At 66.7% G+C, this 14,102-nt stretch carries 8 protein-coding genes and 1 CRISPR repeat array; all 8 genes read right to left on the bottom strand.

The window, feature by feature from the left end; genetic code table 11:
• Nucleotides 1–23: 23 nt before the first annotated feature.
• The 8 genes from ftsE to ABD848_RS09335 all read right to left on the bottom strand — a co-directional run bounded on the left by ftsE (nucleotide 24) and on the right by ABD848_RS09335 (nucleotide 14,067).
• Entirely contained in the window at nucleotides 24–713 is a 690-nt protein-coding gene (gene ftsE, locus ABD848_RS09370; RefSeq protein ID WP_344969782.1) for a cell division ATP-binding protein FtsE, read from the bottom strand.
• A 360-nt stretch (nucleotides 714–1,073) separates the two neighbouring features.
• Nucleotides 1,074–2,189 carry a peptide chain release factor 2 gene (gene prfB / locus ABD848_RS09365; RefSeq protein WP_344969780.1) on the bottom strand — a complete coding sequence of 372 codons (1,116 nt, stop codon included), beginning with the start codon at nucleotides 2,187–2,189 and terminating at the stop codon, nucleotides 1,074–1,076.
• A 76-nt stretch (nucleotides 2,190–2,265) separates the two neighbouring features.
• Complete coding sequence (locus ABD848_RS09360) at nucleotides 2,266–7,164, bottom strand: NAD-glutamate dehydrogenase (RefSeq protein ID WP_344969777.1); 4,899 nt, start codon at nucleotides 7,162–7,164, stop codon at nucleotides 2,266–2,268.
• A 428-nt stretch (nucleotides 7,165–7,592) separates the two neighbouring features.
• Entirely contained in the window at nucleotides 7,593–8,315 is a 723-nt protein-coding gene (locus ABD848_RS09355; RefSeq protein WP_344969775.1) for an HAD family hydrolase, read from the bottom strand.
• A gap of 89 nt (nucleotides 8,316–8,404) precedes the next feature.
• Nucleotides 8,405–10,033, bottom strand: a complete 1,629-nt coding sequence (gene pruA / locus ABD848_RS09350) for an L-glutamate gamma-semialdehyde dehydrogenase (protein WP_344969772.1) — start codon at nucleotides 10,031–10,033, stop codon at nucleotides 8,405–8,407.
• Nucleotides 10,034–10,322: 289 nt separating this feature from the next.
• Nucleotides 10,323–10,583: a type II toxin-antitoxin system RelE family toxin gene (locus tag ABD848_RS09345; protein WP_344969770.1), complete on the bottom strand. Its 261-nt coding sequence runs from the start codon at nucleotides 10,581–10,583 to the stop codon at nucleotides 10,323–10,325.
• Nucleotides 10,576–10,836: a type II toxin-antitoxin system Phd/YefM family antitoxin gene (locus tag ABD848_RS09340; RefSeq protein WP_344969767.1), complete on the bottom strand. Its 261-nt coding sequence runs from the start codon at nucleotides 10,834–10,836 to the stop codon at nucleotides 10,576–10,578. Before ABD848_RS09340 ends, ABD848_RS09345 begins: the two co-directional genes overlap by 8 nt.
• 504 nt (nucleotides 10,837–11,340) lie before the next feature.
• Nucleotides 11,341–13,260: a CRISPR direct-repeat array (repeat unit 29 nt; unit sequence CCAAGCCCCACGCACGTGGGGATGATCCG).
• A gap of 348 nt (nucleotides 13,261–13,608) precedes the next feature.
• A complete protein-coding gene (locus ABD848_RS09335) occupies nucleotides 13,609–14,067 on the bottom strand; it encodes a DUF6912 family protein (RefSeq protein WP_344969765.1) in 459 nt (152 codons plus the stop codon).
• Between the last annotated feature and the right edge of the window lie 35 nt (nucleotides 14,068–14,102).

The following is a 14,102-nucleotide window of genomic DNA, read 5'->3' as shown; positions in this document are numbered from 1 at the left end:
GCGCGTAGCCTGCCACAGTCGCGTCAGTATGCCTGACCGTAGACACCACGGGTCTGGTCGCGCACGACCTCGCCTTCTTCAAGCTCGATGACGCGCTTGCGCATCGAGTCGACGATCGCGGCATCGTGGGTGGCCATGACAACGGTGGTTCCGGTCCGGTTGATTCGGTCGAGCACCTTCATGATGCCGATCGAAGTGGCAGGGTCGATGTTTCCCGTGGGCTCGTCGGCGAGCAGGATCTGGGGGCGGTTGACGAACGCGCGCGCAATGGCGACACGCTGCTGTTCACCACCGGAAAGCTCGTCGGGCATGCGGGTGGACTTGCCCTCCAAGCCGACCAGCTCCACAACCTCGGGAACGACCTTGCGGATGAACCGGCGCGGCTTACCGATGACCTCCAGCGCGAAGGCTACGTTCTCGAAGACGTTCTTGTTGGGCAACAGCCGAAAGTCCTGGAACACGCAGCCGATACGGCGCCGAAGGTGGGGCACCTTCCAGTTGGACAGGCGCGCGAGATCCTTGCCCGCGACGTGCACCCTGCCCTTGTTGGGCTTCTCCTCTTTGAGGACCAGCCGCAGGAACGTCGACTTACCCGAGCCCGAAGGCCCGACGAGGAAGACGAACTCGCCCTTGTCGACGTCGATGGAAACGTTGTCGAGAGCCGGGCGTTTCTGGGTTGTGTAGGCCTTGGTGACGTTATCGAAGTGGATCAAGTTGCATCACAAGGGTCTCGGAGGTTGGGAGCGCCCACGCGGACGGCGTATCCGTGTAGGGCGGTGCAGGCCTCTGCCGGGCCAATCGACAGTGTAGAGGCGAAAGCGACCTGGAATGTCCCAAATCGACCTAGATCGACGTGGGTGGCGCCACCGAACGGCGCCGACCGATCGAGCCGGGGGCCAACTCGGCGCGGCGCCGACCGCGGTCACTGAATCGCCACGGCCGTTTCGCTTCACCACTGCCGGACAGCATCAGCTATACACGAAACAACTTGGTAGAGGATAGCGGAAACATCAAGCAGTGGTAACGTTCACGCATCCGCGTCGCCAAGGTGTCGCAGTGTCGGGGGCCGGAGGCTACCCGCCAGTGTCCTCCTGGCTGCGCAGCCACCGGATCTCGGCGTCGATGAAGTTGTCGATCTCGCCGTCGAGAACGGCCGAGGTGTTGCCCGTCTCGATGTTGGTGCGCACGTCCTTGACGTTTTGGTAGGGGTGCAGCACATAGTTGCGGATCTGTGTGCCCCAACTATTGGAACCGTCCCCGCGCAGCTCGTCGATGGCGGCCTGCTCCTCCTGACGCTTGCGCTCAAGCAGTTTGGCCTGGAGCACCGACATGGCGGTAGCCCGGTTTTGCAACTGGGAGCGCTCATTTTGGCAGGAGACCACGATCCCGGTGGGGACGTGGGTGATGCGCACCGCCGAGTCGGTGGTGTTGACGCCCTGCCCGCCGGGACCGCTGGCGCGGTAGACATCGATGCGCAGGTCGCTCTCCTCGATGTCGATGTGGTCGCTGTGCTCGACGACGGGCACGACGTCGACACCGGCGAAGGAGGTCTGCCGACGGTTCTGGTTGTCAAACGGGGAGATGCGCACCAACCGGTGGGTACCGTGCTCGCCGCGCAGCGTGCCGTAGGCGAACGGCGCCTTGACCGCGAAGGTCGTGGACTTGATCCCGGCTTCCTCGGCATAGGAGGTGTCGTAGATCTCGGTGGGGTGTCCCCTGCGTTCGGCCCAGCGCAGGTACATGCGCTGTAGCATCTGCGCCCAGTCGGCGGCATCGATCCCCCCAGCCTGGGAGTTGATGGTGACGAGCGCTTCGCGCTGGTCGTAGGGCCCTGACAGCAGTGTGCGCACTTCGAGGTCGCCGATATCCTTACGGAGCTGTGCCAACTCCGCCTGTGCTTCGGATTTGGCCTCGGGGTCGCTCTCGGTCTCAGCGAGCTCGAAGAGGATGGGAAGGTCGTCGATACGTTCCCGGATGGCCTCGACTCGCGCGACCTCTGTTTCCAGGTAGGACAGCCGGCGCGTCACCCGCTGAGCGTTATCCTGATCGTTCCACAGCTCTGGGTCGGCAGACTGCTCGCGCAACTGCTCAATCTCGGTTCGCTTGGCGCCGAGATCCATGACGGACTCCACGCTCGCCAACGTCGACGAGAGTTCCTTGATCTGCTCTGTTGGATCTTGGTCTGCCACGCAGCCAAGTCTAGGGGGTTGCGTGCGGGAAGCGGCGTGCGACGGCGACACCGCTTCCCGATAACGCCGGAGCCCCTCAACCGCTACCGCGGCTCCCATGGGCTACCAGGGAGCGGATCGAGCGCAGCGCGACCGAGAGAGTCGCGAGATCGAAACGCTCACTCTCCCAGATCTCGGAGAGGGTCTGCCCTGCGCGGCGCACCGCGTCCTCGTTCTGTTCGGTCCACTGCGCGCGCAACACGTCGGGGCTCTCGCCCGCCGCGCCCGACAGCAGCACATCGCGGGTCAACCCGGCGTGGGCGGCGTAGAGGTCGTCGCGGATCGCCGAGCGCGCCATGGTGCTCCACCGGTCCTCGCGGGGCAGCGCGATGATGCGTTCGCGCAGTCGGCTGATCTGGAGTTCTTCTGCGAGGTCGAAGTAGACTTCGGCAACCTCGCGTAGCGGCCGGTCGACCTCGTGGGAGACCTCGACCAGGTCGAAGGTGGAGTAGGCCGGGACCATGCTGGCGATACGCTGGGCCAGCTCCGGGGAAGCACCGCGCGCGACGAACTGTTCGCGGCGCTCGGTGAACGCGATGCTGTCGCGCCCGCCCAACAGTTCGGGCAACTGCGGCACGATCTCCGACACGCCCTTTTTGAAGAAGGCGATCTTCTCGCTGAGGTCGAAGGGGAACCGGTTGTTGCGCAGCAGCCACCGAGTGGAGCGCTCGGTGAGTTTGCGGCTCTCCAACAGCATCAGCAACTGGGTGTCGAGGTCGACGCGGTGGTCGAGCTCTTCGATCTCGCGCCACAGGTCGGGAAGGTCGAACACGTCCTTGACCACCAGGTAGGCCCGCGCGATGTCGGCGGCCGAGGCGCCGGTCTCCTCGTTGACCCGAAACGCCAGGGTCGTCCCCGAGCGGTTCACCAGGTCGTTGACGACCTCGTTGGCCACGATCTCGCGGGCGAGGGGGTGGTGAGCCATAGCGCCGGCGAAGCGCTCGCGTAGCGCCGTGGGGAAGTAGCCGATGAGCGTGTCGTTGAGGTAGGGATCGTCGGGCAGCTCCGAGGCCAGGATCTCCTCCCCCAAGGTGATCTTGGTGTAGGCGATCAGCGTGGCGAACTCGGGGCCGGTGAGCCCCTGGCCGCTGGAGCGGCGGGCGGCGATGGCCTTCTCGTCGGGCAGGCACTCCAGCTCGCGCTTGAGGTGCCCGGAGCGCTCCAGCACCCGCAGATAGCGCCGGTGCACGTGGAGCATGCTCGTGGCTTGCTTGCGCGCGGCGGCCAAGACGACGTTCTGGTGGTAGTTGTCGCCCAGTACCAGCTCGGCCACCTCGTCGGTCATGCCCATGAACAGTTCGTCGCGCTGGGCCTTGGACAACCGGCCGGCATGGACCTCGCGGTCGAGCAGGATCTTGATATTGACCTCGTGGTCGGAGGTGTCGACCCCACCGGAGTTGTCGATGAAGTCGGTGTTGACGCGCCCCCCGCGCAGGGCGAACTCGATACGCGCGCGCTGGGTCAGCCCAAGGTTGCCGCCCTCACCGATCACCGAGCAGCGCAGGTCGGTGGCGTCGACGCGGACGCCGTCGTTGGCCTTGTCGCCCACATCGGCGTGGGACTCGGTGGTGGCCTTGACGTAGGTGCCGATACCGCCGTTCCAGAGCAGGTCCACCGGTGCCCGCAGGATGCACCGGATGAGCTCGAACGGCGGGAGCGAGGTGACGTCCACGGCGATGTCCAGCGCCTCGCGCACCTGCGGGGTGATCGGGATCGACTTCGCGGTGCGCGGGTGCACGCCCCCGCCCGCGGAGAGCACCGAGGCGTCGTAGTCGGCCCAGGTGACCCGCCCCGCCTCGAACAACCGGCGGCGTTCAGCGAAGCTCGCGGCCGGATCGGGGGCGGGGTCGAGGAAGATATGGCGGTGGTCGAAGGCGGCCACCAGGCGGATGTGGGGCGACAGCAGCATGCCGTTGCCGAACACGTCGCCGGACATGTCACCGACGCCGACCACGGTGAAATCCTGGCGCTGGACGTCGACACCCATCTCGCGGAAGTGGTAGCGCACCGACTCCCACGCCCCGCGAGCGGTGATGCCCATGGCCTTGTGGTCGTAGCCCACCGACCCGCCGGAGGCGAAAGCGTCGCCCAGCCAGAAGTCGCGGCGTGCGGCGATGTCGTTGGCGATGTCGGAGAAGGTCGCGGTGCCCTTGTCCGCGGCGACCACAAGGTAGGAGTCGTCGCCGTCGTAGCGCACGACATTGTCGGGACGCTCCACGGCACCGTCGACCCGGTTGTCGGTGACGTCAAGCAGGCCGCTGACGAACTGCCGGTAGCACTCCACCACCTCGGCGTGGACGGCCTCGCGGTCACCGGAGGCCGGCAGCCGCTTGCACACGAAGCCGCCCTTGGCCCCGTTGGGGACGATGAGCGCGTTTTTGACCATCTGGGCCTTGACCAGCCCCAAGACTTCGGTGCGGAAATCCTCGGGCCGGTCCGACCAGCGCAGCCCACCGCGGGCGACGAGACCGAACCGCAGGTGCACCCCCTCCATGCGCGGCGAGTAGACGTAGATCTCGAAACGCGGTCGCGGCGCGGGCAGGTCGGGGATGCTGCGCGGGTCGAGCTTGAGGACGAGGTAGGGCTTGCCGCCGTCGGCGGCGGCAGCGGCCTGGTCGGGCTGGAAGTAGTTCGTGCGCAGTGTCGCCTCGATCGCGGCGAGGAAGGCGCGGAGGATGCGGTCGGTGTCCAGGCTGGCCACGCTGTCGAGTTCGCCGCGGATCTCCTCTGAGATGGCCTGTGAGCGCTCCTCGCGGCCAATGTCGTGGCGGGGGTCGAAGCGCGACTCGAACAGCCGGACCAGCAGGTTGGCGATGTGGGCGTGCGCGACGAGCATGTCGGCGATGTAGTCCGGGCTGAACGTGCTGCCGGTCTGGCGCAGGTACTTGGCGTAGGCGCGCAGGATGGTGAGCTGGCGCCAGGTCAGGCCGGCGCGCACCACCAGGGCGTTGAAGCGGTCGGATTCGCCGTACTCGCGCCATAGGGCGGTGAAGGCGTCCTCGAAGAGGAACTTCAGCCGGTTGGGCGCCAGCTCGGCGGAGTCGAGGGGCGCCAGCCCGAAGTCGTAGATCCAGGCGCGCCGTACCCGCTGCGAGGCGGTCGAAGAGGGGGTGACGCCGTAGGGGCGCTCGTCGACGACCTCCACGCCCATATGCTCCAGCAGCGGCAGTACCCGCGACAGCGAGATGGGGGCGCCGGTGCGGTAGAGCTTGAAGCGCCACTCCCCGTGGGCGGCGCGGTAGAGGTTGACCGTGATCTCGTCTTCGTTGAGGGCGCTGAGGCGGGAGAGGTCGTCGACGGCGGTGGCGGCGTCGGTGTCGACCTTGTAGCCCTCGGGCAGGGCGCTGGCGTAGGCCCGCAGGACCTCGGCGGCGCGGTCGGCACCGTAACGGTTGGCCAACTCGGCGAAGAGGTCGTCGTCCCAGGAGCGTGTCGCCTTGGCGACCTCGGCCTCAAGGGCACCGTGGTCGACGTCGGGCAGGGCGCCGCCCCCTTGGGCGCGCACCACCAGGTGTAACCGCGCGAACGGGGCCGCGCCGATCATGACGCTGTGGTCCATGGTGGCGCCGTTGAACGCCTTGGACAAAACGTCGGAGATGGCGAGGCGAACCTGGGTGTTGTAGCGGTCGCGCGGCATGTAGACCAGGCACGACATGTAGCGCCCGTAGGCGTCACGGCGCAGGAAGAGCTTGGTGCCGCGCCGTTCTCGCAGCCGCAGCACACTGGTGACAACGTCGTGGAGCTCGCGGACGCTGGTCTGGAACAGCTCCTCGCGGGGGAAACCCTCCAGAATCTCAATGAGGTCCCTGCCGTCGTAGCTGTCGGCGTCGAAGCCGGCCAGCTCCAGCAAGTCGGTGAGCTTGCGGTTGAGGATCGGGATGTAGGAGATGCTGGTCGTGGTGGCTTCGTGAGTGAACAGGCCGAGGAAGCGGCGCTCCCCTACCACGTTGCCGTGCTCGTCGAAGCGCTTGACGCCGATGTAGTCAAGGTAGCTGGGGCGGTAGACCGTGGCGCGGGAGTTGGCCTTGGTGAGGACGAGGACGTGGGGCTCGCGGGCTTTGGCGCACGCTTCGGGGGGCAAAGTGACGAGCCCCCCAGTCTCCCGGGCCATGTCGGCGTCCATCCGCAGCAGGCCCAAGCCGCTGCCGACCTGGGGGCGCAGCGCGTCGTACTCCTGCTCGTCACGGGTCAGGGTGTACTCGCGGTAGCCCATGAAGGTGAAGTTGCGGTCGGCGAGCCACCGCAGGAACTCCGTGCTCTCCCGGATTTCGGACTCGGCGACGCCGCCGGCGGCCAGCGTGTCGGCGGTGGTCGAGAGCTCGTCGGCCAGCAGGAGAGCGCGACGACGCATCTTGGCCTGATCCTCGTTGACGTGGCGGACGTCGACGAGGATGCGCTCCAGGTCGTCCTGGAGCTGTTTAAGGACGGCCGGGTCGGCCTGCCGGTCGATCTCGATGTGAATCCAGGACTCGGCGAGAGCGGGCAGGGTGGGCTCTTCGGGCTCGACGCCGCAGAGCTGCCCCCCGACGTCGCGCTCGACCCGCAGTTGGGGGTGGACGAGAAGCTGGATACCGATGCCGTGGCGGCTCAACTCCATGCTGATGGAGGTGACCAGAAACGGGGCGTCGTCGGTGACGATCTGGACGACGGAGTTGCCCGTCTCCCAGCCCGTATCGGAATGCTCAGGCGTGTAGACCTGCACATTGGCGCGGCCGGGGGTGCGGTGTCGCCCGACCTGCCGGTGGCTCATGGGCGGGCCACAGATCTCAGCGACAGAGCGCTCCTTGAGCTCCTCCGGTGCGACGTGCCGGTAGTACAGCCGGAGAAACCGCTCGACCTGGGTTATCTCGTCGGGAGATCGGCCCGCGAGCTCGGGCCATTGGGTGACACAGTCACGCAGCATCTGGTCTTTGACGGCGTCTGACTGCCCGGACATGTGCGACCTCACTCCCTTGTGAGCCGTCGGGGTTGGCCGTGTTAGAGCCACTGCCCAGCCCCTGGCCGATCTGAACTATGACAATTCGTGAAATTATTCGCGCAACAACCGAAGATTCACAGTAGGTGTGACTTTCGGTTGTGGACCTGTGCACACAGGTGAGGGCGTATTTGGGACACACGTCATTGTGCGCCCATGGCCGTGCCCTAGGCTACTGGGTTCGACGCAAGGGGCTGTTGAACAACGCGATTAACAATAAGTTTCAACAGTTAGCGAAGAGTTACGACAATGCGGCATTGACCTATAGCGCGGAATAGCCGCATTCTCCCTGCACAGCGGGGCGCACCTGGCCACCTCGGGCCACCGGCGCCGCGCCGGTGGCCACACCGTCGGCCCGCCGAGCCGGACCGGGCGGCCGCCGGCGCGACTCAGGCGGACTCGCTGCGCTGCTGCGTGGCCGCTTCGAGAGCGGCCAGCACGGCCGCGGTCTCGGAGAGGTCGTCAAGGACCTGCTCGGCGCCGGCGGCGTGCAACTGCGCCGCAGTGGCCGAGCCACTGACGACGCCCACCGGCTGCACCCGGGCGATACGGGCGGCCTCGACGTCACGCACCGAGGCAGTAACGTAGACGGTCGTAGCCTCGGGAAACTGGCGCTGATGCGCCTCTTCGGCCCGCATGCGGGTGAACTGGAGCAAGCTGGCCTTGGGGTAGTGCTCGGCACCGAACCCGCCGACGCTCATGTCCAGATAGCGGTCGAGACCGAACGCCGAGAGCTTGGCGACCGCGTTGGGCTTGATCGAACCCGTGACGACAGTCTGCACCGTGTCGGCCATGCCCTCCACCGCGGTCAACGCCTCATGGGCACCGGCCATGAGCCGCCCCTTGGCGGGAAGCTCGGCACGGTGGCGGGCGAACGCCTCACCCAGCGCCGCGAAAAAGTCGGGCAGCGGGTTGTCGTCGGGGTCGACATCGACGTCGTTGCGTGCCAGGAACTCGAAGAAGACCTGGGAGTCGGTCAACCCGTCGATGGCGGCGAGGTAGACCAGCGGTTGGCCCGTGACCTTCTCGAATGCCTCGGCATAGGCGGCGCGAGTCACCCGGGCCACGTCGATGAGCGTCAGGTCGATGTTCCACAATACGAGCCGGCTCATGGGGGGGCTCCTTGGGAGAGAGGGCCGTCTGTCGCGGGTCTATCTTGCCCCAGATCCGGCCCGCCCACCGCCACGGAGCCCCCATCGGCTCAACTCATGTGCGGATAGCGCCAGTCCGTGGGCGGCACGAACGTCTCCTTGATCGCCCGCGGGCTCGCCCACCGCATCAGGTTGAAGATCGACCCGGCCTTGTCGTTGGTGCCCGAAGCACGGGCGCCGCCGAAAGGCTGCTGGCCGACAATCGAACCGGTGGGCTTGTCGTTGATGTAGAAGTTGCCCGCCGAGAAACGCAGCGCCTCGGTGGCGCGGGCGACGGCCGAACGGTCGCGGGCGATGACCGCCCCGGTGAGCGCGTAGGGGGCGACGTCGGCCGCTTGGGCGAGCACCCGGTCGTAGTCGGCGTCGTCGTAGACGTGCACCGCCAGGATCGGGCCGAAGTACTCGGTGGTGAAAACCTCGTCCTCGGGGTCGTCGCACTCCATGACCGTGGGCTGGACAAAATAGCCCTGCGAGTCGTCGGCCGTGCCTCCAGTGAGGATGGTGATGGAGTCGGTAGCCTTGGCCCGCTTGAGGGCGGCGACGTTCTTGGCGAAGGCGCGGTCGTCGATGACCGCTCCCATGAACGTCGACACGTCAGCGGTCACGTCCCCCATCGTCAACGCCTCGACGTGGCCGAGGAAGTCGTCGCGCATGTCGGCCCACAGGCTACGCGGCACGTAAGCTCGAGAGGCGGCCGAGCACTTCTGGCCCTGGTACTCGAACGCCCCGCGCACCAGCGCCGTGCTCAGCACCGCCGGGTCGGCCGAGGAGTGGGCGACGACGAAGTCCTTACCGCCGGTCTCGCCGACCACACGCGGGTAGGAACGGTAGCCCGCGATGTTCTCGCCAACCCCGCGCCACAGCCGCTGGAACGTGCGCGTGGAGCCGGTGAAGTGCACCCCGGCCAGGTCGGGCTGGGCCAGGGCGACCTCGGAGACCGCCGAGCCGTCGCCAGTGACCATGTTGATGACGCCGGGCGGCAGGCCCGCCTCCTCCAACAGCCGCATCAGCCAGTAGGCGGAGAACGTCTGGGTGGGCGCGGGCTTCCACACGACGACATTGCCCATCAGAGCGGGCGCGCTGGGCAGGTTGCCGGCGATGGCGGTGAAGTTGAACGGCGTGATGGCCAGAACGAAGCCCTCCAGCGGGCGGTACTCGGCCCGGTTCCACACCCCGCGCGTGGAGATGGGCTGCTCGGCGTGGAGCCGGCGCGCATAGGCGACATTGAAACGCCAGAAGTCGATCAGCTCACAGGCGGCGTCGATCTCGGCCTGCTGGACCGACTTGGACTGGCCGAGCATGGTGGCGGCGTTGATCCGCGCCCGCCACGGCCCGGCGAGCAGGTCGGCGGCGCGCAGGAAGACGGCGGCGCGGTCGTCGAAGGACATCGCCCGCCACGCGGGAGCGGCGGCGCGGGCCGCGTCGATCGCCACGTGCACGTCGGCGGCGGTGGCGTTGGGCATGCGCCCCAGCACGTGGGCGTGGTTGTGCGGCTGTACGGCGTCGATCAGCTCGCCCTGGCCCATCGTGGACTGGCCACCGATCGTCTGGCTGAGCTGGTGCTCGGTGGCGCTGAGGCACCGGATCTGCTCCTCAAGCTCGACGCGCTCCGAGGTGGTGGAGGCATAGCTGAGGTTGGGCTCGTTGACGGGAACGGGCACGTTGGTCACGGCGTCCATGACAAGCCTCCCGACTGGATCACAGCGGGTCGAAAGCCCCCGGAAAGCCACGAGAGAGGCCACTCCCCGCGACTACCGGCGACCCCGGTCGCGATCAGCCATACCCGCAGGCGAGCCCGGTATGCCTGGCATGCGCAGGACACGGCCGGGAAAACGACGGTGCCATCAAGTCAGGCGACAGGAAGGACTGAAACGGATGGCACCTCCACGAAAGCCGCGCGCTCGCGTGCCTGGCCTAAATCCTGACGTTGGCTGGCCTTCTCTCCCCTGACAAGCCGCTTTAGAGAACTTACCCGTAGCTTGTCGAGCGACGCCCCACCTGCACCACGACGATAACGAGCCAGCCTCGATCAACGGTATAGATCACTCGATAGTCACCAATGCGCAGCCTCCGGTAGTCAGAGCTGCCTACCAACACCGTGGTACCGAACGCATAGGGATCGAGTTCCAGCTCGGCAAGCTTGCGCAGAATCGCCATGGCCTGTGCCCTGGGAACCTTTCGCAACTCCGCACGAGCTTCGACCTTGAAAACAGTTGAGTATTCAGTCACGGCGTTCGAGCGTCTCCGCCATCACCTCGGCAAGCGGAACTGTAGGAGAGTCGCGCCGCTCCTCGATCAGCCGCTCGATCTCCTCCTCATCGCGCCTGCGAGCCTCTTCCAACACCTCCATGGGAACGAACGCGCCAACGGCCTTGCCGTTACGGGTTACCACAGTGGCCTCGCCGAGTTTCGCGCGGTCAATAGCATCTGCCAAGTGCTCACGAAACTCTCTGGTACTCAGTGTCTGCTCCGTCTGCTCCATAGCTTGAGTGTACACAAGCGTATTTGTGTACACAACGAAGCGAAGCACGCTCATCCCCGCTTATGTGGGAATGGTCCCGTGGACCAGGCCATGGAGCTGTTCAAGGCGACGTGCTTCCCGCGCGGGGTCTGTGGCTGGCGGGGGTGGGAGAGTGCGTCGTTCGCTCGTGCCTCGATCGCTCCGCGATCTCAGCAGCCCGAGGGGGCGCGGGGGTTGAGGGGTGTGAAACGATGCCGGTGGCCCCTGGGTGAAGGAACGCTGCGATAGGTCGAGCCCCCAACGGGCGCCCCTCCCCGGAGACGGGGGCAGGGGCGGATACAGCGGGCAGGGCCACTCCCCGCCCCCGCGCCCCAGCTTGCGACCCCGATCGCATGGCCTATACCCGAGGGATGATGAGCAAGGTGAGGAACACCGGGAGTGTTTGAATTGCTACTCTTACCCCGGCGGGCAGACGACTTTCGATAAAGAATCAATAACAGCACACATTTTCCCAGGTCGACAAGTCCAAGCCCCACGCACGTGGGGATGATCCGTTCACCGCTTTCGCCTTCTTGCGTTCCTCCTTCCAAGCCCCACGCACGTGGGGATGATCCTGTGGCGTTGCGCATTTCGCGCGTCGTGTTCGCCCAAGCCCCACGCACGTGGGGATGATCCGATGCAGAATCCCGGGAGAGCGTCCTCTTTGCGCCAAGCCCCACGCACGTGGGGATGATCCGCCCGGCCCCTAGCTATGCGTGTAGCAACCGCACCAAGCCCCACGCACGTGGGGATGATCCGTGGCACTAGTGAGCGTCCCGCTTGCCGACGTACCAAGCCCCACGCACGTGGGGATGATCCGCGCTACACGTTCAGCGAGAGCGAGGCGAAGTCCCAAGCCCCACGCACGTGGGGATGATCCGCGAGGCTCGTGGACGCTCTGCGTCGATCTCAGCCAAGCCCCACGCACGTGGGGATGATCCGTCGTCGGGACGCCCGACGTCGACGCCATCGACCCAAGCCCCACGCACGTGGGGATGATCCGTTCCATCCCCGGATCCTCGGCTCCCGCGAGTTCCAAGCCCCACGCACGTGGGGATGATCCGTTCGCCGAGTACTCCTTGATGACGTTCGGCAACCAAGCCCCACGCACGTGGGGATGATCCGACGTCACCGCCAGGATGCGCAGGCGGTCCGGGCCAAGCCCCACGCACGTGGGGATGATCCGCCCAGACGAACCCGAGTGCGGAGAACGGATTCCCAAGCCCCACGCACGTGGGGATGATCCGCTCACACAGAGTCCACCAACATCCCTGAATCGCCAAGCCCCACGCACGTGGGGATGATCCGCGGGACAGGACCCGAGTGGCCTGAAACAAACCCCAAGCCCCACGCACGTGGGGATGATCCGGGTTCGACGAGTTCGACCCCGACTGCATCACCCCAAGCCCCACGCACGTGGGGATGATCCGCTTGCCGCGCGACGTTTCCAGCGCTTCGGCAGCCAAGCCCCACGCACGTGGGGATGATCCGCGGCCCGGAGCGGCCCGGTGCATGACGCCGGGCCAAGCCCCACGCACGTGGGGATGATCCGCAGATCGCGTGGGCCACCGACATACGCGAGCGCCAAGCCCCACGCACGTGGGGATGATCCGATCCGCCTCTACCCGCCAGCCGACCTCGGCGACCAAGCCCCACGCACGTGGGGATGATCCGAAAGGCGCCGCCGGGAGTCGTAATTCCTTTGTCCAAGCCCCACGCACGTGGGGATGATCCGGGCTTTTCGTGATCATCGGGACGAATCACTGGCCAAGCCCCACGCACGTGGGGATGATCCGGCGCCACCACCGAATGCGGCGACTGCCACGGCCCAAGCCCCACGCACGTGGGGATGATCCGACGCCGTAGGGAATGCCAGTGAAGTCGTCGCCCCAAGCCCCACGCACGTGGGGATGATCCGACTCGAAAATCAGCTTCTTGTCGATGGATAGACCAAGCCCCACGCACGTGGGGATGATCCTTTGCGGCCGGCCTTCTCGCCGGCCTGCCCGAACCAAGCCCCACGCACGTGGGGATGATCCGGCACGTGCGCCGATCACGCGACCCTGCTCGTCCCAAGCCCCACGCACGTGGGGATGATCCGCCCCCACCGGATGCCGGTGGGGGCTTCTTCCTCCAAGCCCCACGCACGTGGGGATGATCCGCGTGCGGCGAGCCGTTTGCGTAGGTAGTCGGGCCAAGCCCCACGCACGTGGGGATGATCCGAGCACGCAGCGAGCAGGTGAGCTGCCGGATCGCCAAGCCCCACGCACGTGGGGATGATCCGGGGGTAGTGCTCGTCAGCGGAAGCCTGCCTCCCCAAGCCCCAAGCACGTGGGGATGATCCGGGGCTAGCTGGCGGGTGTGGGCTGGGTGAGTCCCAAGCCCCACGCACGTGGGGATGATCCGTTTTCGGATGTGGTCGGTGTTTTCTTGGGCGGCCAAGCCCCACGGACGTGGGGCTCCAACAGCCGCCGGATCAGCGCAGCGTGACGGAGCGCTTCCCCGGATGTCGCGTCCTTGGGTCGGTCCACAAGGTCAACGGGCAGTCACAAGGAGGTGGTGGCCACGGGACGTGGATCGACCCAACAGCCGTGCTTTGTCATCTCCGCTGGCACGTCATGCGTGTCGTAGTAGTCGTAGTAGTGGATGAGTTCTTCCAACCCCTGACGCGGCTTTGGCGGTTCCTCACCCTTGTCGTACCTGTCCTAATCTTTCAACGCGCCTTCTTCCAGAAGATCCTTATCTCTACCTTGGTCATTCCACTAGGTAGGGCAACTCCTGGGTGGCGTACCACATGAGCTCGTGGTCCTCGGTGTGGCCGGCGTCGGGCTCGGTGAGGGCGGCGGCGACGTCGTCGGCGGCGGCCGGGTCGTCGACGTGGGCCGAGACGACGCGCTTGAGCGGTACCGGCCCTGCGAGCACGACGCGGGCGGGCTGCGCACCGGGCTCCTCGGGCTCGCGCACGGCGCCTTCTCCCAGCCTGGCAGCGATCACCACGCGGCGGCGCGGCGCGGCGGGGTCGGCGGCCAGCAACTCCAGGGAGGCGTCGGCCGCCGCCATCATCGCGGCGTACTCCACTTCCTCCTCATCGTCGCCGTGGGCCTGGCGCAGGGCCGCGGTGGCGGCGTAGGCGGTGAGCGGCGCCCCCTCGACTCTGCCCTCCTTGAGCAGGGTGGCCAGGGCCGGCAGTGTGCTGGGCAGGTAGATGTGCATGAGTGGCTCGTCAGTCCGGTGCTCGACATCGGGTT

This window comes from Salinactinospora qingdaonensis, assembly GCF_039539445.1.
GTDB classification, from domain to species: domain Bacteria; phylum Actinomycetota; class Actinomycetes; order Streptosporangiales; family Streptosporangiaceae; genus Salinactinospora; species Salinactinospora qingdaonensis.
This window is presented reverse-complemented; position numbering and strand designations above follow the sequence as displayed.